21 protein-coding genes and 1 other RNA gene are annotated in these 19055 nt (G+C 63.7%); 6 read left to right on the forward strand and 16 right to left on the reverse strand.

The genetic code is table 11. From position 1 onward, the window contains the following. Nucleotides 1-213: 213 nt before the first annotated feature. The 9 genes from gcvH to L1P09_RS24185 form a co-directional block, all read right to left on the reverse strand. A complete protein-coding gene (gene gcvH / locus L1P09_RS24145) occupies nucleotides 214-597 on the reverse strand; it encodes a glycine cleavage system protein GcvH (protein ID WP_054905396.1) in 384 nt (127 codons plus the stop codon). Nucleotides 598-648: 51 nt separating this feature from the next. Beyond that, nucleotides 649-1731 carry a glycine cleavage system aminomethyltransferase GcvT gene (gene gcvT, locus L1P09_RS24150; protein ID WP_009684131.1) on the reverse strand — a complete coding sequence of 361 codons (1083 nt, stop codon included), beginning with the start codon at nucleotides 1729-1731 and terminating at the stop codon, nucleotides 649-651. A gap of 124 nt (nucleotides 1732-1855) precedes the next feature. Beyond that, a complete protein-coding gene (locus L1P09_RS24155) occupies nucleotides 1856-3478 on the reverse strand; it encodes an ABC transporter permease (protein WP_054905397.1) in 1623 nt (540 codons plus the stop codon). A 162-nt stretch (nucleotides 3479-3640) separates the two neighbouring features. Continuing rightward, nucleotides 3641-4642, reverse strand: a complete 1002-nt coding sequence (locus tag L1P09_RS24160; protein WP_235768220.1) for an extracellular solute-binding protein — start codon at nucleotides 4640-4642, stop codon at nucleotides 3641-3643. A 117-nt stretch (nucleotides 4643-4759) separates the two neighbouring features. After that, nucleotides 4760-5977 (reverse strand): 2-octaprenyl-3-methyl-6-methoxy-1,4-benzoquinol hydroxylase, encoded by a 1218-nt coding sequence (locus L1P09_RS24165; protein WP_166524963.1) that lies wholly within the window; start codon nucleotides 5975-5977, stop codon nucleotides 4760-4762. A gap of 8 nt (nucleotides 5978-5985) precedes the next feature. Further along, nucleotides 5986-6468 (reverse strand): DUF4442 domain-containing protein, encoded by a 483-nt coding sequence (locus L1P09_RS24170; protein WP_009684137.1) that lies wholly within the window; start codon nucleotides 6466-6468, stop codon nucleotides 5986-5988. Beyond that, nucleotides 6465-7664, reverse strand: a complete 1200-nt coding sequence (ubiH, locus tag L1P09_RS24175; protein ID WP_054905399.1) for a 2-octaprenyl-6-methoxyphenyl hydroxylase — start codon at nucleotides 7662-7664, stop codon at nucleotides 6465-6467. The genes L1P09_RS24170 and ubiH overlap by 4 nt, the downstream gene beginning before the upstream one ends. Next, entirely contained in the window at nucleotides 7661-8995 is a 1335-nt protein-coding gene (pepP, locus tag L1P09_RS24180; RefSeq protein WP_009684140.1) for a Xaa-Pro aminopeptidase, read from the reverse strand. Before pepP ends, ubiH begins: the two co-directional genes overlap by 4 nt. A gap of 21 nt (nucleotides 8996-9016) precedes the next feature. Next, nucleotides 9017-9571: a YecA/YgfB family protein gene (locus L1P09_RS24185; RefSeq protein WP_054905400.1), complete on the reverse strand. Its 555-nt coding sequence runs from the start codon at nucleotides 9569-9571 to the stop codon at nucleotides 9017-9019. A gap of 181 nt (nucleotides 9572-9752) precedes the next feature. Between L1P09_RS24185 and L1P09_RS24190 the strand changes: the two genes are divergently transcribed. From L1P09_RS24190 to L1P09_RS24205, 4 genes are all read left to right on the forward strand, one after another. After that, a complete protein-coding gene (locus tag L1P09_RS24190) occupies nucleotides 9753-9935 on the forward strand; it encodes a TIGR02449 family protein (RefSeq protein ID WP_029886233.1) in 183 nt (60 codons plus the stop codon). After that, a complete protein-coding gene (locus L1P09_RS24195) occupies nucleotides 9932-10252 on the forward strand; it encodes a cell division protein ZapA (RefSeq protein WP_009684142.1) in 321 nt (106 codons plus the stop codon). The genes L1P09_RS24190 and L1P09_RS24195 overlap by 4 nt, the downstream gene beginning before the upstream one ends. 17 nt (nucleotides 10253-10269) lie before the next feature. After that, nucleotides 10270-10449: non-coding RNA, 6S RNA (ssrS, locus tag L1P09_RS24200), on the forward strand. A gap of 80 nt (nucleotides 10450-10529) precedes the next feature. Then, on the forward strand, nucleotides 10530-11138 hold the full coding sequence (locus L1P09_RS24205; RefSeq protein ID WP_009684143.1) for a 5-formyltetrahydrofolate cyclo-ligase: 609 nt from the start codon (nucleotides 10530-10532) through the stop codon (nucleotides 11136-11138). A 19-nt stretch (nucleotides 11139-11157) separates the two neighbouring features. Here the strand turns inward: L1P09_RS24205 and L1P09_RS24210 are convergent, their stop codons facing one another. Next, nucleotides 11158-11310, reverse strand: coding sequence for a hypothetical protein (locus L1P09_RS24210; RefSeq protein ID WP_009684144.1), 153 nt, complete (start codon nucleotides 11308-11310; stop codon nucleotides 11158-11160). 179 nt (nucleotides 11311-11489) lie between these two features. Here L1P09_RS24210 and L1P09_RS24215 point away from each other — a divergent pair, with 179 nt between their 5' ends. Beyond that, the gene (locus L1P09_RS24215; RefSeq protein WP_009684145.1) at nucleotides 11490-11939 is read left to right on the forward strand and encodes an EVE domain-containing protein; all 450 of its coding nucleotides are present in this window, start codon (nucleotides 11490-11492) and stop codon (nucleotides 11937-11939) included. 22 nt (nucleotides 11940-11961) lie between these two features. Here the strand turns inward: L1P09_RS24215 and L1P09_RS24220 are convergent, their stop codons facing one another. After that, nucleotides 11962-12366 (reverse strand): flagellar basal body-associated protein FliL, encoded by a 405-nt coding sequence (locus tag L1P09_RS24220; RefSeq protein ID WP_009684146.1) that lies wholly within the window; start codon nucleotides 12364-12366, stop codon nucleotides 11962-11964. 169 nt (nucleotides 12367-12535) lie between these two features. Here L1P09_RS24220 and L1P09_RS24225 point away from each other — a divergent pair, with 169 nt between their 5' ends. Further along, a complete protein-coding gene (locus tag L1P09_RS24225) occupies nucleotides 12536-13513 on the forward strand; it encodes an NADPH:quinone oxidoreductase family protein (RefSeq protein ID WP_009684147.1) in 978 nt (325 codons plus the stop codon). Between the two features lie 119 nt (nucleotides 13514-13632). Here L1P09_RS24225 and L1P09_RS24230 read toward each other — a convergent pair whose 3' ends face one another. From L1P09_RS24230 to trxA, 5 genes are all read right to left on the reverse strand, one after another. Beyond that, nucleotides 13633-14283 carry a gamma-glutamylcyclotransferase gene (locus L1P09_RS24230; protein ID WP_009684148.1) on the reverse strand — a complete coding sequence of 217 codons (651 nt, stop codon included), beginning with the start codon at nucleotides 14281-14283 and terminating at the stop codon, nucleotides 13633-13635. A gap of 245 nt (nucleotides 14284-14528) precedes the next feature. Continuing rightward, entirely contained in the window at nucleotides 14529-15497 is a 969-nt protein-coding gene (locus L1P09_RS24235) for a CDP-6-deoxy-delta-3,4-glucoseen reductase (RefSeq protein WP_232892098.1), read from the reverse strand. After that, nucleotides 15497-16963, reverse strand: a complete 1467-nt coding sequence (gene ubiD / locus L1P09_RS24240; RefSeq protein ID WP_054905402.1) for a 4-hydroxy-3-polyprenylbenzoate decarboxylase — start codon at nucleotides 16961-16963, stop codon at nucleotides 15497-15499. The genes L1P09_RS24235 and ubiD overlap by 1 nt, the downstream gene beginning before the upstream one ends. 205 nt (nucleotides 16964-17168) lie before the next feature. Continuing rightward, nucleotides 17169-18428 (reverse strand): transcription termination factor Rho, encoded by a 1260-nt coding sequence (gene rho, locus L1P09_RS24245; RefSeq protein ID WP_029886229.1) that lies wholly within the window; start codon nucleotides 18426-18428, stop codon nucleotides 17169-17171. A 226-nt stretch (nucleotides 18429-18654) separates the two neighbouring features. Then, complete coding sequence (gene trxA, locus L1P09_RS24250; RefSeq protein WP_054905403.1) at nucleotides 18655-18984, reverse strand: thioredoxin TrxA; 330 nt, start codon at nucleotides 18982-18984, stop codon at nucleotides 18655-18657. Nucleotides 18985-19055 lie beyond the last annotated feature (71 nt).

Below are 19055 nucleotides of genomic sequence, written 5' to 3' on the forward strand. Positions count from 1 at the left end.
CATGCCTCATTATCGCGCGGTACAAACAAGGCGGTCGCGCGCAGGTGGCACAGGGGTTACTGGCCCAAAACAAACGTAGGAGCGAGCGCAGCTCGCGATGCGCCGCGCGGGCGGCGCTCGATCTCACTGGCACTGCATATCTTGTGGCGACCACCTGTCAGCCCTGATGCAATCTCTGTGGGAGCTGGCTTGCCGGCGATCAGGCCTGAAGCCTTATTCGCCGATAGCGGCCTTGTAACCAGCAGCATCCAGCAGCTTGTCCAGCTCGGCCTTGTCGCTTGGCTTGAGCTTGAAGATCCACGCCCCGTAAGGCTCTTCGTTGAGCAGCTCCGGGCTGTCAGCCAGCGCTTCGTTCACCGCGATCACTTCGCCACCCACTGGGGCATAGATGTCCGAAGCGGCCTTGACCGACTCGACCACACCGGCAGCGTCGCCCGCGGCGAACACCTTGCCGACTTCGGCAAGTTCGACGAACACCACGTCACCCAAGGCCTCCTGGGCGTGGTCGCTGATGCCCACGGTGACGCTGCCGTCAGCTTCCAGGCGGGCCCACTCGTGGCTTTCGGCGAAACGCAGTTCGGCGGGGATATTGCTCATGTCTTGAATTCCTCGATTGGCTCAGCGGTACGCCCGCCGGTAAATAATGGTTCAGATCAGGATCTTGCCGTGGCGCACGAAGGTCGGTTTGACCACCCGCACCGGGTACCACTTGCCGCGAATTTCCACCTCGGCCCGGTCACCAGTGGCCATGGGCACGCGCGCCAAGGCAATGGACTTGCTCAGCGTAGGCGAGAAACTACCACTGGTGATCTCCCCTTCGCCAATACCGGCGACACGCACGACCTGATGGGCGCGCAGCACGCCGCGCTCTTCCAGTACCAGGCCGACCAGTTTTTCCTGCACACCGTGCTCGATTTCCGCCAACAGGGCAGCGCGGCCAATGAAGTCACGCTCGGCAGGCTCCCAGGCAATGCTCCAGCCCAGGTTGGAGGTAAGCGGGGTGTGCTGCTCGTCAATGTCCTGGCCGTACAGGTTCATGCCGGCTTCCAGGCGCAGGGTGTCGCGGGCGCCAAGGCCGCTGGGGGCGATGCCAGCACCCACCAGGTCGTTGAAGAAGCCCACGGCCTGGTCGCCAGGGAAGATGATCTCGAGGCCGTCTTCACCGGTATAACCGGTGCGGGCAATGAACCAGTCGCCTTCGGCAAAGCCCTCGAATGGGCGCAGTTCGCGGATCAGCGCGGCACGCGCGGCGCTAAGCAGGGGCGCAACCTTTTCTCGGGCACGCGGGCCCTGGATGGCAAGGATGGCCAGGTCGGGGCGGACCTTGAAGTCCACGGCAAAACCGTCACGCTGCTGCTGCAGCCAGCCCAGCACCTTGGCGCGGGTGGCGGCGTTGGTGACCAGGCGATAGCCATGTTCCGTGCGGTATACGATCAGGTCGTCGATCACTCCGCCCTGCGCCTGCAGCAGCGGGCTGTATAGCGCTTTGCCAGTGTCGACGAGGCGGGCCACATCGTTGGCCAGCAGGCGCTGCAGCCAGGCGGTGGCATCGCTACCATCGACATCGATCACAGTCATGTGGGAGACATCGAACACCCCGCAATCGCTGCGCACCTGATGGTGCTCCTCGACCTGCGAGCCATAGTGCAGGGGCATGTCCCAGCCACCGAAATCGACCGTTTTGGCGCCTAGCGCCAAGTGCAGGTCGTACAAAAGCGTGCGCTGTCCCATGGGTTTCTCCTTCCGGGCGTGGCGAAGCGGCGGCGGTCGATGACGTTGCGCGTCAGCTCTTGTTGTTTGACACCCGCCGCGCGAATGCCGCGCATTGTAGCCGCAAGCCCGCGCGCTGGCACCCTCAGTGACCGTGGCAGGGTCGACGGGCCGAACGGCGGATCAGGCCGATGACCGGCAACAGGCCCACCAGCACCAGCGTCAGGGCGGGCAACGACGCTCTCGCCCATTCGCCTTCACTGGTCATCTCGAAAACCCGCACAGCAAGCGTGTCCCAGCCGAACGGCCGCATCAGCAAGGTGGCCGGCATTTCCTTGAGTACGTCGACAAACACCAACAAGGCGGCGCTGAGGGCGCCAGGCAGCAACAGCGGCAGGTAGACCTTGAGGAACAACCTGGCACCGCCGACACCCAGGCTGCGTGAAGCCTCGGGCAAAGAAGGCCGAATGCGCTCCAGGCTGCTTTCCAGTGGCCCGTAAGCCACGGCGATAAAGCGCACCAGGTAAGCCAGCAGCAAGGCCGACAGGCTGCCCAGCAGCAACGGTTTGCCGGCCCCGCCCAACCAGCCGGACAACGGGATGACCAGCTGGTTGTCCAGGTAACTGAAGGCCAGCATGATCGACACCGCCAACACCGAACCGGGCAAGGCATAGCCCAGGTTGGCCAGGCCGACCCCGGCGCGTATGCCGGCGCTCGGCGCCTGGCGCCGGGCGAAGGCCAGCAGCAATGCTGCGCTCACGGTGAGCAGCGCGGCCATGGCGCCCAGGTACAAGGTGTGCGACACCAGGCCGACATAGCGCTCGTCCAGGTCATGCCGCCCGCGCTGCCAGAACCACACCAGCAGTTGCAGCAGCGGGATGACGAAGGCGCAGGCGAACACCAGCAGGCACCAGCCGCTGGCCAGCAACGCCTTCAGCCCGCGCAAGCGGTACAGCGCCTGCCCGCGTGGCCGCTCGTTGCCACTGCGGCTGGCGCCGCGGGCACGGCGCTCGCCGTACAGCACCAGCATCACCGCCAGCAGCAAAAGGCTGGCCAGCTGGGCTGCGCTGGACAGGCTGAAAAACCCGTACCAGGTCTTGTAGATGGCTGTGGTGAAGGTGTCGAAATTGAACACCGCCACCGCGCCGAAATCGGCCAGGGTTTCCATCAGCGCCAGGGCGACACCGGCGCCGATCGCCGGCCGCGCCATGGGCAGCGCCACCCGCCAGAAGGCCTGCAAGGGTGATAACCCAAGCACCCGCGCGGCCTCCATCAAGCCTTTGCCCTGTGCCAGGAACGCCGTGCGCGCCAGCAGGTAGACATAGGGGTAGAACACCAGCACCAGCACGATGATGACCCCGCCGGTAGAGCGCACCCGGGGCAGGCGCATGGGGCCGAATACCTCGCGCAGTGCGGTCTGCACCGGGCCCGCGAAGTCCAGCAGGCCGACGAACACGAAAGCCAGCACATAGGCGGGTATGGCGAACGGCAACATTAGCGCCCAGTCCAGCCAGCGCCGGCCGGGGAACTCACAGAGGCTGGTGAGCCAGGCCAGGCTGACGCCCAGCACGGTGACGCCGATGCCCACCCCCAGAACCAGCGTCAGGGTGTTACCCAGCAGGCGGCTCATCTGGGTGTCGAGCAGGTGCGACCAGATCTGCACGTCTATGGATTGCCACGACAGCAGCAGCACGCTGAGGGGCAGGAGCACCAGGGCAGCGATCAGCGATACCGGCAAGTACCAGCGGCGTTGGGGGGTGTGGGACAAGGTGAATGTCTCTATGGCTGGTTTGCGACCGCTTTGCGGTCGTTCGCGGGCTCGCCCGCTCCCACAGGGACTGCCCAAATCTCAAGGGCAGTGCAGATCCTGTGGGAGCGGGCGAGCCCGCGAAGAGGCCCTTTCAGGCCCCGAGAGGATAAAGCCCGGCGCTTAATTCCAGCCAGCCCGATCCATCAGGCGGATGGCTTCAGCCTGGCGTTTGCCGGCAATTTCCACCGGAATGCTGTCTGCCTTGAAGCTGCCCCACGCTGCCACTTCTTCCGATGGCCTGACCTTCGGGTTGGCCGGGAATTCCTGGTTGATGTCGGCGAACAGCTTCTGCGCTTCTTCACCCGTCATCCACTCCACCAGCTTGGTCGCCGCCTCGGGGTGCGGTGCATGTTTGGTCAGGCCAATGCCCGACAGGTTCACGTGCACGCCACGGTCGCCCTGGTTGGGCCAGAAGAGCTTCACCGGCAACTGCGGGTTCTGCTTGTGCAGGCGGCCGTAGTAGTAGGTGTTGACGATGCCCACGTCGCACTGGCCGGCCTCGATGGCCTGGATCACCGCGTTGTCGTCGGAGAACACATCGGTGGACAGGTTGTTGACCCAGCCTTTGACGATTTGCTCGGTCTTCGCCTCGCCATGGGTTTCGATCAGGGTGGCGGTCAGCGACTGGTTGTAGACCTTTTTCGCCGTGCGCAGGCACAGGCGGCCTTCCCATCGCTTGTCGGCCAGGGCCTCGTAGGTGCTCAACTCTGCCGGTTTGACCCGCTCGCTGGAGTAGACGATGGTGCGCGCGCGCAAGCTGAGGCCGGTCCAGTCATGGGACGAGGCGCGGTACTGCGGCGGAATGTTCTGGTCGATGGTGGCGGACTTGATCGGCTGCAGGATGCCCATTTGCTCGGCCTGCCACAGGTTGCCGGCATCGACGGTCAGCAGCAGGTCGGCCACGCCATTGTCGCCCTCGGCCTTAATGCGCTGCATCAGCGGCGCTTCCTTGTCGGTGATGAACTTGATCTTGACGCCGGTTTTGGCGGTATAGGCATCGAACACCGGCTTGATCAGCTCATCGATGCGCGAGGAGTACACCGCCACTTCTTCCGCTGCCTGGGCGGTGCCGCCGAACAAAGTCAGGGCCAGGGCGGCCAGTAGGGGCTTGCGTGGCAACATGGAAAGCGCTCCTCGGAAGGTATGAGAGGCGCAAATGGTAGTGAATCCCATTTTCTTGCTCATCCATTGAGCCGTTACCGGATGTTGCAGAGGGGCCGCAAAGCGGCCCCGGCCATCTCAAGCCCTGGCCAATTCCGGCAAATCCCCGGACAGCCCCAACGCCTGGCGCACGAACATCGCCTTGGCTTCGGGCATCTGCTGCACCAGCTTCAGCCCACTGTTGCGCAACCAGCGCAACGGCAGCGGGTTGGCCTGGAACAACCGCTCGAACCCTTCCATCGCCGCCATCAGCGCCAGGTTATGCGGCATGCGCCGGCGCTCGTAACGGCTCAGTACCTTCACATCCGCCAGCCGTTCGCCACGCTCGCAGGCCTTGCCCAGTACGTCGGCCAGCACCGCCGCATCCAGAAACCCCAGGTTGACGCCCTGCCCGGCCAAGGGGTGGATGGTGTGGGCCGCATCACCCACCAACGCCAGGCCGTGCTCCACGTAGCGCTTGGCGTGTCGCTGACGCAGCGGTACACACACACGTGGGTCGGCCTGCAACACGCTCCCCAGGCGCCCCTCGAAGGCCCGCTCCAGGGCCTGCACGAAGGCAGCGTCATCCAGCGCCATCAACCGCTCGGCCTGCTCCGGCGTGGTCGACCAGACGATCGAGCACCAGTCTTGCTGGCCATCCCGGGTCAACGGCAGGAAGGCCAGCGGCCCCTCATCGGTGAAGCGCTGCCAGGCTGTGGCCTGGTGCCCGGCGCTGCAACGCACGCTGGTCACGATGGCGTGGTGCAGGTAATCCCATTCGCGGGTGTCGCAACCGGCCAGCCGCCGCACGGCCGAATGGGCGCCATCGGCCGCGACCACCAGCGGCGCGCGCAGGCGCCGGCCATCGGCCAGGGTCAGCAGCCAGTCATCGCCAGAGCGGCGCAGTTGTTCCAGCCGCGCGTTGGCCAGCAGGCCGACATCGCTGTCGTGCAGGCGCTCCAGCAGGCTGTCCTGCACCACGCGGTTCTCGACGATATGGCCGAGCACCTGGGCGTGCACGCTGGCTGCCGAAAAGTGGATCTGCCCGGTGCCGCTGCCGTCCCACACATGCATGTCGGAATACGGCGTGGCACGCCGCTGGGCGATGCCTTCCCAGGCCCCGAGGCGTTCGAGAATGCGCTGGCTGGCGGCCGACAATGCGCTGACCCGCGGTTCGAACGGCGCCTGGGCATCGAACGGCTTGACCGTCAGCGGGCCGCCGTCGAGCAAGAGGATTTGCAAGCCACTGTGGCGTAACGCCAGGGCCAGGGCGCTGCCGACCATACCGGCACCGACAATCAACAGATCTGCGCGCATTTCCATGCCTACGCCAGCCTCGCTTGCGGCTTGAGCCGCACATATAGGGTTTTATCGACCCGCGCCACCAGTTCGCCGGCGCCATCGCGGATATCGACCTGCACACGCGGCAGGCACTTCTTGCCGGTAGCGGTCTGCTGGCGAATGTCGTCCAGCAGCGCGTCATCGACGTGGAATTCGGCAAACACCGGGCCTTTGCCCGGCGCGATGAAATCGATGCTGGCGGCCTTGTCCCAGACAATGTAGTCGCGCCCCAGCTGCTCGATCAGCAACAGCATGTAGAACGGGTCGACCATGGCATACAGGCTGCCGCCAAACTGGGTACCGACGTAATTGCGGTTCCAGCGCGTCAGCTTCATCGCCACCTTCACGCTGCGCAGGTCCGGGCTGATGTGCTGCACCCTGATACCTGCCCCCAGGTAAGGCGGGTAAAGGTTCAACAGCCAGCGCAGCATGCGCGCCCGGCGTGCGCGTTTACGGGGGTTGCTCATGCCTGGCCCTGCCGGTCGGGGCGGGTGCCCAGGCCCATGGCCTGGCGAGCGAACCAGCTTTTGGCCGGTGGCAGCAGGTCGAGCCCGAGCAGGCCCAGGTTGCGCCCGGCGGCCAGCAACGGCTGCTGGCTGCCGAACAGGCGGGTGACCTGGTCGGAGAAGCCGATGGTCATGGCCTGGTCCAGGCGCTGGCGCTGGTGATAGGCCTGCAGCGTGGCCAGGTCGCCCGGGCGCTGCGGGCCGGCAAGCAGCGCCTCGGCCAACGCCTGCACGTCACGCAACGACAAGTTGAACCCCTGCCCGGCAATCGGGTGCAAGCTGTGCGCAGCGTTGCCCAGCACCACCAACTGTGGCCGCACCTGCTCCTGGGCTTCGATCAACGACAGCGGGTACAGATGCCGTGCACCCACCTGGCGCAGCGCGCCCAGCCGGTAGCCGAACACCCCCTGCAACTCGCGCAGGAAACTGCGCTCGTCGATCGCGGCCAGGCGTTTTGCGTCCATGCCCTGGCGGGTCCATACCAGCGCGCAGCGGTTATCCGGCAATGGCAGCAGGGCCATGGGGCCGTCTTCGGTGAAGCGCTCGAAGGCCTGGCCGCCATGGGCCTCGCCAGGGCTGATGTTGGCGATCAGGGCGCTTTGCTGGTAGGGCGTATGGCGTACCTGGATGCCCAGTTGCTCGCGCAAACCAGAACGGCCGCCGTCGGCCAGCACTGCCAGGTCGCATTGCAGCTGGGTGTCGTCGTTCAAGCGCAGCTGGTAGCCACCGTCGACCGCCTGCAGCGCGGTCACTTCTGCCGGGCAGCGCCAGCTGACCACCTCGCGGTCCAGGCCTTGCCACAGGCACTGGCCCAGCCAGGCGTTCTCCACCACGTAACCCAGCGCCGGCACGCCTTCTTCCTGGGCATCCAGGCGGGTGGCGCCAAAGCGGCCACGGTCGGAGACGTGAATCTGCCGGATCGGCTCGGCGCGCTGGCCAATGGCCTGCCACAGGCCCAGTTGCTGGTAGATCTGCTGGGTGCCGAAGGACAAGGCCGAAGAGCGGGCATCGTAGCTGGGCTGGTAACTGTCGCCAGGGGCGAACGGCTCGATCAGCAGGATTTTCCAGCCTCTGGCCTTGGCCCCGGCCTGCAAGGCCAACGCCAGGCTGGCACCCACCAGGCCGCCACCAATGATTGCCAGGTTTACCCGGTTCATGCGGCGTCCTTGCGTGCAGCCTGCATCAGCGCCTCGATCTCGGCGACCGTGCGTGGCACGCCCGAAGTGAGGATTTCACAACCTTGCCTGGTCACCACCACGTCGTCCTCGATCCTTACGCCAATGCCGCGCCACTTCTTGGCCACGGCCTGATTGTCGGCACCAATGTAGATACCCGGTTCGACGGTCAGCGCCATACCCGGTTCCAGCACCCGCCATTCACCCCCCACCTTGTACTCGCCCACATCGTGCACATCCATGCCCAGCCAGTGGCCGGCGCGGTGCATGTAGAAGGCGCGGTAGGCTTCGCTGTCGATCAGCGCCTGCACATCGCCTTCCAGCAGGCCCAGTTCCACCAGCCCGGTGGTGATGACCCGCACGGTCGCCTCATGGGCATGGTTCCAGTGCTTGCCGGGGGCGATTTCGGCGAACGCGGCCGCCTGCGCCTTGAGCACCAGCTCGTAGATAGCCTTCTGCTCGGGTGAAAAGCGCCCGCTGACCGGGAAGGTGCGGGTGATGTCACTGGCGTAGCAGTCGATTTCGCAGCCGGCGTCGATCAGCACCAGGTCGCCCTCCCTGAGCGGTGCGTCATTCTGCTGGTAGTGCAGGATGCAGCCATTGCGCCCAGCGGCAACGATGGAACCGTAGGCCGGCATCTTCGCCCCGCCCTTGCGGAACTCGTAGTCCAGCTCGGCTTCCAGGCTGTATTCGTACAACCCGGCCCGGCAGGCCTGCATGGCCCGCACATGGGCACGCGCAGAAATGTCTGCAGCTGCGCGCATGACCTTCACTTCCGCTGCCGATTTATACAGGCGCATGTCATGCAGCAGATGATCCAGCGCAACGAACTCGTTCGGTGGCTGGGCACCCAGCCGGGCCTTGGAGCGGATCACGTTGATCCAGTCCATCAACCGGCGGTCGAATTCAGGGTTGCTGCCCATGGCGCTGTACACCCGCTCGCGGCCTTCGATCAGGCCAGGCAGGATTTCGTCGATGTCTGCGATGGGGAATGCATCGTCGGCGCCATAATCACTCACCGCGCCTTCCTGGCCGGCGCGCAGGCCATCCCACAGCTCCCGCTCGGGGTTGCGCTCTCGGCAGAACAACACGTACTCACCGTGCTCACGCCCGGGGATCAGGGCAATGACCGCCTCTGGCTCGGGGAAGCCGCTGAGGTACTGGAAGTCGCTGTCCTGGCGGTACACGTGCTCGACGTCGCGGTTGCGGATGGCAACCGCGGCGGCGGGCAGGATGGCGATGCTGTTGGGGACCATCTGCGCCATCAGCGCCTTGCGCCGCCGGGCATACTCGGCCTTGGGAATGTGGCTCATGGGCAGACTACCCCTGGTTGATCAGTGCAGCGATGGCTTGGGCGCGGGTGCGGAAGGCTTGGCCAGCTCGGAGAACAGCAGCAGCGGCGCAACGCGCAGGTACTCCATGACTTCCATGTAGTCGCTCTCGCCGTCCTCGGATTCTTCGAGGGCTTCCTGCACCTGGGAAATGGCCACCAGGTCCTGCAGCACTTCCTTGGCCTCGTCGGACAAGTCCTTGCCGCCGGCGTTCAGGCCAAAGCCGGTGATGAAGCCCTGGCACCACTGCCCCAGCGCGGTGGCGCGGTCGGCCAGCGCGGCATCGTCGGAAGGCAGCAGCAGAACGATGGCCATGTCGTCGCTGGTGAGCTCGCCCTTGACCATTTCCTGCAGGCCAACCAGGGCGTTACGCACGGTGTCACCGGGCTCGGTTTCCAGCAGTTGGGCCGCGTCGGCCAGCCAGCCGTCGGCATCGAAGCCGGCACCGGCGCAGCTGCGGCCAATCAGCAGGCCGTGCAGTTCGGCCGGGGTGACAGGGTGGCCATTGCTGGACAGCAGCATGGCGAAAGCGATGTAGGGCGATTGGGTATTGGGCATGGGCAGCTAGGCGCCAGACGGCGCAAATGACTAGAATGAGGCCTTGTATCCTAGCACCGGCAGGCGCGCCAAGACCATCGGCACTGGCCGTCGCCACCCAGGGAGAGGCATCATCGCCAGGTGACCGAACGACGGAGCGAATCGAGTGCAACCCACGCAAGAGAACGACCTGCAGGCACTGATGAGCCGTTTCGAGCTGCTGATCGAACGTGTCGAGCAACTAAAACGGCAAAATGCACTCCTAGTAGCTCAGGAAAAGTCCTGGCGCGAAGAGCGCGCCCACCTCATCGAAAAAAACGAGATAGCCAAGCGCAAGGTCGAGTCGATGATTTTACGCCTCAAGGCTCTGGAGCAAGACTCATGAGTTCAAGCAATAGCGTCACCGTGCAGATCCTCGACAAGGACTACTCGATCATCTGCCCGCCGGAAGAGCGCAACAACCTGGTCAGCGCAGCCCGCTACCTGGACAGCAAGATGCGCGAGATCCGCAGCAGCGGCAAGGTGATCGGCGCCGACCGCATTGCCGTCATGGCCGCGTTGAACATCACCCACGAGATGCTGCACCGCCAGGAAGACCGCAGCGCGGCGCCCGTCAGCGGCACCAACCGCGAACAGGTGCGCGACCTGCTGGATCGGGTAGACAAGGCTTTGTCCGACGACACGGATACCAAAATCGGCTGAGATTGGTATACTGGCGCCACTCCCTGGGGGATGCGCCAGTCGGTTATGTCCCTGAGCCGATACGCACAACCACGGGGGTTGCACGCTGGGGCCGGTGTGCATGTCCGCCCGACGGAAAGCCTTAACGCCCCCTGCAATCTCCACCTTGAACTTTCGGGTTCAAGGGCTACACCGATAGCGGTCTTATCGGGGAGCCTGAATTCCTTGCCCGCCCCCTGTGGCGGGCAATTCGTTTGTGCCGCGTCTGGCGGCCAGCACCCCTGGGATCGCCTGTGCCATGACCGACACCGCGCCGCTTACCCGCCCTCAGCTTCGCCGTTTGCTGCGCAATGCCCGTCGCGCCCTCACCCCCGCCCAGCAACGCCAGGCGGCCCGTGGGCTGTACCGGCAACTGGCCCAGCACCCCCTATTCCGCCGCGCCAGGCACATTGCCCTGTACCTGCCCAACGACGGCGAAATAGACCCGCGCCTGTTATTGCGTGAAGCCCAGCGCCGCGGCAAGCGCACCTACCTGCCGGTACTGCATGCCTGGCCGCGCACGCGCATGGTGTTCCAGCGTTTCGAGCCAGGGGAAAAACTGCGACCCAACCGTTTCCGTATCCCCGAACCGGTTATCGAGCGCAAACGCCAACGGCCCATCTGGGCACTGGACCTGATTCTGTTACCGCTGGTGGGCTTTGATGAGGTGGGCGGCCGCCTGGGCATGGGTGGCGGCTTCTATGACCGCAGCCTGGCCTACCAGGGGCGCCGGCAAAGCTGGAAAAAACCGTTGCTGCTGGGCTTGGCGCATGAGTGCCAGAAGGTCGAGCGGCTGGCGCAGGCCAGTTGGGACGTACCGTTGCAGGGCACGGTCTCGGACCGTGGCTGGTACCTGGCGCCGCGGTAATCGGCGCCAGCAGGGGGCATCAACGTTGTGGCTGGCTGGCGTCTGCCGACGTTTGGTAGGCGTTGTCCAGCTTGCGCTCCCATAGCCCTTGCGCATAACCGGTAGTGACCACACCCAGGCCAAAAATAAACACCAGGACCCACAGCAGATCCGGTTTTTTACGTTGATACATGGAAGATTGCCCCCCAAGGCAAACTGTTCAGGCTCGGCGGCTTTCTGAGTGCCGCCGGAGCATCGCGCATTAAACGGGGCGCATTTTCCGACAACCTGCGTCTGCAAGCAAACCTTGACGCCAACCGGCTGTCGGTTTCGTGCAACAGGTTATTACAAACCTTTTCAGGAGCAACACGCATGGCCTACTGGCTGATGAAATCCGAGCCCGACGAACTCTCCATCGAAGCGCTGGGGCGCCTGGGCGAAGCGCGCTGGGACGGCGTGCGCAATTACCAGGCGCGTAATTTCCTGCGGGCCATGAGCGAGGGTGACAGGTTCTTTTTCTACCATTCCAGCTGCCCGCAGCCTGGCATCGCCGGTATTGGCGAAATCATTCGTGCGGCTTACCCCGACCCGACTGCCCTGGACCCGCAAAGCCCATACCATGATGCCAAGGCCACAGCCGAGAAGAACCCGTGGAGCGCAGTGGACGTGGCGCATGTGCAAACCCTGCCACGGGTACTGGAGCTGGGCCAGCTGAAGCAGCAGGCCGGCCTGGCCGAACTGCCGCTGGTGCAGAAGGGCAGCCGCCTGTCGGTCATGCCGGTAACCGCCGAGCAATGGGCGGTGATTGTCGCGTTGCGCTGAAACCGCGCGCCAGCGGCGCCGTTTACTGCACGATCAGGTTGTTGAACAGCAGGTCCTCAACGATCGGCTTGCCCTCTTCGGCTTCCATCACCTGCTGCACTTGTTTCAGTGCCTCCTGGCGCAGGTGCTCCTTGGCCTCGACATTGCTCATGCTGTCGACAGTCTGTTGGGTGAACAGCGCCACCAGCTGGTTACGGATCAGCGGTTCGTGGTGCTGAACGGCCTTGGCGGCTTCATCACCGGTCACACGCAGGGCCACATCGGCCTTGTACACCCGCAGGCGGGGGCCGCCATCCAGGGCATAGTTGCCGACAAAAGGCGGGCTCAGGGTGATGTAGGCAACCTTGGGGGCACCCTCCTTGGCTTCTTCGGCCATGGCCGCAGTTGGCAGCAACAGCGCCAGTACCATCAAGATCCACGCTTTCACGAATTCGCTCCTCATTCCAATTGGCGCCAGCTTACCCAGCGCTGCGCGCAAACCCAAGCCCAGGCTCACGCCGCCGCTTATGCCTGCCCATCAGGGCGGGCCATGCTCGTTGACCCGGTACGCCGCCCTCCTACACTTATCGGCCACGACCCGCAAAGGAATAGCCCCAATGAAAGCTGTGTTGTGCAAAACCCTTGGCCCGGCGGGCAACCTGGTGCTGGAAGAAGTCGCCAGCCCACTGCCGAAGAACAACGAAATCCTGCTGGACGTGCAGGCTGCCGGGGTCAACTTTCCTGACACGCTGATCATCGAAGGCAAGTACCAGTTTCAGCCACCGCTGCCGTTCTCCCCCGGTGGTGAGGCGGCCGGTGTGGTAGCCGCGGTCGGGGAAAAGGCCGGCGCCTTCAAGGTCGGTGACCGGGTCATGGCGCTGACCGGCTGGGGGGCGTTTGCCGAGCAGGTGGCAGTGCCGTTCTACAATGTGCTGCCGATCCCGGCGAGCATGGACTTCACCACGGCAGCGGCGTTTGGCATGACCTATGGCACCTCGATGCATGCCCTGCGCCAGCGTGGCCAATTGCAAGCGGGTGAGACCTTGCTGGTGCTGGGCGCGTCCGGTGGCGTCGGCCTGGCAGCGGTGGAGATCGGCAAGGCCATGGGGGCACGGGTAATCGCGGCCGCCAGCAGTGCCGACAAACTGGCGGTGGCCAAGGCAGCCGGGGCAGATGAGCTGATTGACTACAGCCAGGCCAGCCTGCGCGAGGAAATCAAGCGCCTGACCAACGGCCAGGGGGTGGACGTGATCTACGACCCGGTCGGTGGAGAGCTGTTCGAGCAGGCGGTACGCGGGCTGGCCTGGAATGGCCGATTGCTGGTGGTGGGGTTCGCCAGTGGCACCATTCCACAGCTGGCAGCCAACCTGGTGCTGCTCAAGGGCGCGGCGGTGCTTGGGGTGTTCTGGGGTGCGTTTGCCCAGCGCCAGCCGCAGGACAATGCGGCCAACTTCCAGCAGCTGTTTGCCTGGCATGCCCAAGGCAAGTTGAAGCCGCTGGTGTCGCAGACTTATCCACTGGCCGAGGCCGGGGCTGCCATTGAGAAACTGGGGCAGCGGCAGGCTGTGGGTAAGTTGGTGGTGCTGGCAAGGTAAGGCTTTAGATCTTCATCTGCCGTTGCGGCCTTTTCGCGGGCGCGCCCGCTCCCACAGGTTCAAAAAGCATGGATTCCTGTGGGAGCGGGCGTGCCCGCGAATAGGCCGGCACAGGCTGATCAAACCTCGCGCGGGTTATGGCAACGGCGGAACCGCGCCTCCAGGTTGCGATCAGGCATCTGGTGGCTGCGCAGGGCCTGCAAGGTCTGTTCGACATAGTCGCGGGTGGTGCCGTAGCGCCCTTTGGCGCTGGCCAGGATATGGCTGAGCAAGGTATCCGGCAGATCGCCGGCATAGCAGGGTAAATGCCGCTCCAGCACAAAGCCCAGCGCCTGCACTTTGGTGCCATCGCCCAGCCGGCAGTTAAGCCAATGCGGCCGATAGGCCGGGTAAGGCATCTCGCGTTGCCACAGGGCCATGAGCGAGTCGTCCAGGTTGCTTTCATCCAGCCGGTAGGCAAAGCCACTGCAGGACCCGCCACGGTCCAGGCCGAATACCAGCCCGGGGGTTTCCGGGGTACCGCGATGCTCATGCGACCACAAGTAGAGCCCCCGGTGATAACCATGTACGCGTGCGCGCTGGCGCTCCACCGAATTGCACTCGGGGCGCCAGATCAACGAGCCATAGGCAAACAGCCACACCGGCCCACCCGGGTGCCGAGACATGGTGGTCTTCATGGAGTTGAACAACTGTTCGTGCGTATGTTGCTGACCAAAGTCGAGTGTCGGTGGATATGAAACTTTCCACGACATGCTTTCAAGTGCCGACATAAGCTGCCGCCAGGATTCCTGTGAACTACGGATGTAGCGAAATTCGATGAGGTTAAGCGCCAAGGCCTCTATACCAAGGCGCTTGCACTAACCATAGGCCAGAACCGCAGGAATACTCAAGCCTTCGTAGCCAGGTTTCATACGCGTAGCCGACGACTGGGAATGATTGTTTCAACAACAGGGAAAGTTATTAATCAAGGCGGTAACAGTTACCGCCTTATAACCTGACTTGCCAACTTGGGTTATTAGCCACGTGGGGCATAGGCAAATACATCGGCACGCATGCGGTGCGCATCCATGCCGGCTTCGACCAAGGCGTCGAGTGTGGCGTAGATCATGTTTGGCGAGCCACTGGCATACACATGCACAGTATTGAGGTCGGCGATGTCCTCGCAAACGGCTTCATGCAACATGCCGCAACGCCCTTCCCAGCCGCACAAATCGCTGACCACCTGGTGCAGGTACAGGTTGGGCAGGCGCTGCCATTCGTCCCAATGCTCGATCTGGTAAAAATCTTCAGGCCGACGCACCCCCCAGTACAGGTGCACCGGGTACTGGAAACCCTTGGCGCGGCAATGCTCGACCAGGCTGTGCATCTGGCCCATGCCGGTGCCGGCGGCAATCAATACCAACGGGCACTTGGGCAACTCGGCCAGGTGGGTGTCGCCAAACGGCATTTCGATACGCGCCAGGCCGTCGCGCCTGAGCTGCTCGATCAGTTGCTGGGCACTGGGCTCGCGCGCCAGTACGTGCAGCTCCAGTTCACGCCCGCCGTGCGGCGCAGACGCCAGCGAGAAGGCCGCCTGCTTGCCGCCCTCACGCTCGATCATCAGGTACTGCCCGGCGTGGTAACGCGGGGGTTTGCCCGCCGGTGCACGCAAGCGCACCCGCCACACGTCGCCACCGACGTCAACGCATTCACTCACGCTGCACGCCAGCTTGCGCACAGGCAACTCGCCCAGGGCGAGCACACCGTCCCAGAGCAACACGCAGTCCTCCAGCGGTTCGGCAATGCAGGTGAACAACTCGCCATGGTCGCGGATTTCGCCGTCCTGACGGACCCGGCCCTCGACCAACAACGCGGCGCAGACATGGCAATTGCCATTGCGGCAGCTGTTCGGGCAGTCATAGCCCAGCCGCCGCGCTCCATCCAGGATCCGTTCCCCGGGTTCGAGCGCCAGCACCGCCCCGGACGGCTGCAACGTTACCTGCATCAATCTATTCCCAACTGATCCCACAGCTCATCGATACGCCGGGTGACGGCTTCGTCCTTGACGATGACCCGCCCCCATTCGCGTGTAGTCTCGCCTGGCCACTTGTGCGTGGCATCCAGGCCCATCTTCGACCCCAACCCCGAAACCGGCGACGCGAAGTCGAGGTAGTCGATCGGGGTGTTGTCGATCATCACCGTATCACGCTTGGGGTCCATGCGTGTGGTGATTGCCCAGATCACATCGTTCCAGTCCCGGGCGTTGATATCGTCATCGGTGACAATAACGAACTTGGTGTACATGAACTGTCGCAGGAACGACCATACACCCAACATCACGCGCTTCGCATGGCCGGGGTACTGCTTCTTCATGGTCACCACCGCCATGCGGTACGAGCAACCTTCCGGCGGCAGGTAGAAGTCGGTGATCTCCGGGAACTGCTTTTGCAGGATCGGCACGAACACTTCGTTCAGCGCGACACCGAGAATGGCCGGCTCATCAGGCGGGCGACCGGTGTAGGTGCTGTGGTAGATCGGCTTGAGCCGGTGGGTGATGCGCTCGACGGTGAACACCGGGAAGCTGTCCACTTCGTTGTAGTAGCCGGTATGGTCACCATACGGGCCCTCGGGGGCCATTTCGCCAGGGTGAATCACGCCTTCCAGGATGATTTCGGCGGTGGCCGGCACCTGCAGGTTGCTGCCACGGCACTTCACCAGTTCCGTGCGGTTGCCGCGCAGCAGGCCGGCGAAGGCATATTCGGAGAGGGTGTCCGGTACCGGCGTCACGGCGCCCAGGATGGTTGCCGGGTCTGCGCCCAGGGCGACCGCAACAGGGAAAGGCTGGCCCGGGTTCTTCTCGCACCATTCGCGGTAGTCGAGCGCACCGCCCCGGTGGCTGAGCCAACGCATGATGACCTTGTTGCGGCCGATCACCTGCTGCCGGTAGATACCCAGGTTCTGGCGGTCCTTGTTCGGCCCGCGGGTCACGGTAAGCCCCCAGGTGATCAGCGGCGCCACGTCGCCAGGCCAGCAGTGCTGGATAGGCAGCGCGCCAAGGTCGACGTCGTCACCCTCGACCAGCACTTCCTGGCAGACCGCGTCCTTGACCACTTTCGGCGCCATCGACACGACTTTCTTGAAGATCGGCAGCTTCGACCAGGCGTCCTTCAGGCCCTTCGGCGGCTCGGGCTCCTTGAGAAACGCCAGCAATTTGCCGATTTCCCGCAGTTCACCGACCGACTCGGCGCCCATGCCCATGGCCACGCGCTCTGGGGTGCCAAACAGGTTGCCGAGCACCGGGATGTCGAAGCCTGTGGGGTTTTCGAACAATAACGCCGGGCCTTTGGCACGCAGGGTGCGGTCGCAGACCTCGGTCATTTCCAGGACGGGGGAGATCGGAACCTGGATGCGCTTGAGCTCGCCGCGCTGTTCCAGGCCACGGATGAAGTCGCGCAAGTCGCGATACTGCATGCGGGAGCCTCGTATTGGCCGTATCGGTCGGGGGTGCAGAGTGTAGCGCCGTTCGGGATCTGTTTGGGGGCAAAAATGCAGTGGGGCCGCTTCGCCCCCCTTCGCGGGCACGCCCGCTGCCACAGGCTCAGTGTGATCCTTGTGGGAGCGGGCGTGCCCGCGAAGGGGCGCGAAGCGGCCCCATTCAGTTCCGGTCAGGAAACGCTTACTTGCGCTTCATCGACAGGAAGAACTCGTCGTTGGTCTTGGTCTGCTTGAGCTTGTCGACCAGGAACTCGATGGCGGCGATTTCATCCATCGGGTGCAGCAGCTTGCGCAGGATCCACATGCGCTGCAATTCGTCGTCGGCGGTCAGCAGCTCTTCGCGGCGGGTACCGGAGCGGTTGATGTTGATGGCCGGGAACACGCGCTTCTCGGCGATGCGGCGGTCCAGCGGCAGCTCCATGTTGCCGGTGCCCTTGAACTCTTCGTAGATCACTTCGTCCATCTTCGAGCCGGTTTCGACCAGCGCGGTGGCGATGATGGTCAGCGAACCGCCTTCCTCGATGTTACGTGCCGCACCGAAGAAGCGCTTCGGCTTTTCCAGGGCGTGGGCGTCGACACCACCGGTCAGTACCTTGCCAGAGCTCGGGATCACGGTGTTGTAGGCACGCGCCAGGCGGGTGATGGAGTCCAGCAGGATCACCACGTCTTTCTTGTGCTCGACCAGGCGCTTGGCCTTCTCGATCACCATTTCGGCAACCTGCACGTGGCGCGCTGGCGGCTCGTCGAAGGTCGAGGCAACCACTTCGCCGCGCACGGTACGCTGCATTTCGGTCACTTCTTCCGGGCGCTCGTCGATCAGCAGGACGATCAGGTGGCACTCAGGGTTATTACGGGTGATGTTCGCCGCGATGTTCTGCAGCATGATGGTCTTGCCCGCTTTCGGCGGAGCAACGATCAGGCCGCGCTGGCCCTTGCCGATCGGGGCGCACAGGTCGATGACGCGGCCGGTCAAGTCCTCGGTGGAACCGTTGCCGGCTTCCATCTTCAGGCGCTTGTTCGGGAACAGCGGTGTCAGGTTTTCGAACAGGATCTTGTTCTTGGCGTTTTCCGGGCGGTCGAAGTTGATGGTGTCGACCTTCAGCAGCGCGAAGTAACGCTCCCCTTCTTTCGGTGGGCGGATCTTGCCGACGATGGTGTCGCCGGTGCGCAGGTTGAAACGGCGGATCTGGCTGGGCGAGACGTAGATATCGTCAGGGCCGGCCAGGTAGGACGCATCAGCCGAACGCAGAAAACCGAAACCATCCTGGAGAATCTCCAGCACGCCATCACCGGAGATCTCTTCGCCGCTTTTCGCGTGCTTTTTCAGCAGGGCGAAAATCACGTCCTGTTTGCGCGAACGGGCCATGTTTTCGATGCCCATCTGTTCGGCCATTTCCAAAAGATCGGTAATCGGCTTTTGCTTGAGTTCAGTCAGGTTCATAAGGGGAATGACGTAATCATGTAAGAAGGGAGAATTAAGCTTTGGCTTAATGAAGCCGCGCCGCTAGATGGCGACAGGATCGCGTACTGATTCGAATTGGGGATGCTTCGGCGACGGCATGTAGAGGGCACTGGAGAAGCAGTGCGAGGCCGAATGTAACACTTGCTTTTTTCTGCGTCTAGTGCTCTGAAAAAGAAAAGCCCCGCATTCGCGGGGCCTTTTCACATCACAGGTGGGCGTCGAGGAACGCGGCCAGCTGGGATTTGGACAGCGCGCCCACCTTGGTGGCCTCGACGTTGCCGTTCTTGAACAACATCAGCGTCGGGATGCCACGCACGCCATGCTTGGCCGGGGTTTCCTGGTTATCGTCGATGTTCAGCTTGGCGACGGTCAGCTTGCCCTCGTAGGTGGAAGCGATGTCGTCCAGTACCGGCGCGATCATCTTGCACGGGCCGCACCATTCAGCCCAGTAGTCGACCAGCACCGGGCCTTGAGCCTTCAAGACTTCGTCTTCGAAGGTGGCATCGGTGACATGTTTGATCAGATCGCTGCTCATGGATATCTCCAGGGTCGTAAGCAAAAAAACGTGGCTCATGATAGCCGCACCCACGCTCGACAGGAAGCTGC

The sequence above is a fragment of the Pseudomonas juntendi genome (genome assembly GCF_021560075.1).
GTDB classification, from domain to species: Bacteria; Pseudomonadota; Gammaproteobacteria; order Pseudomonadales; family Pseudomonadaceae; genus Aquipseudomonas; species Aquipseudomonas juntendi.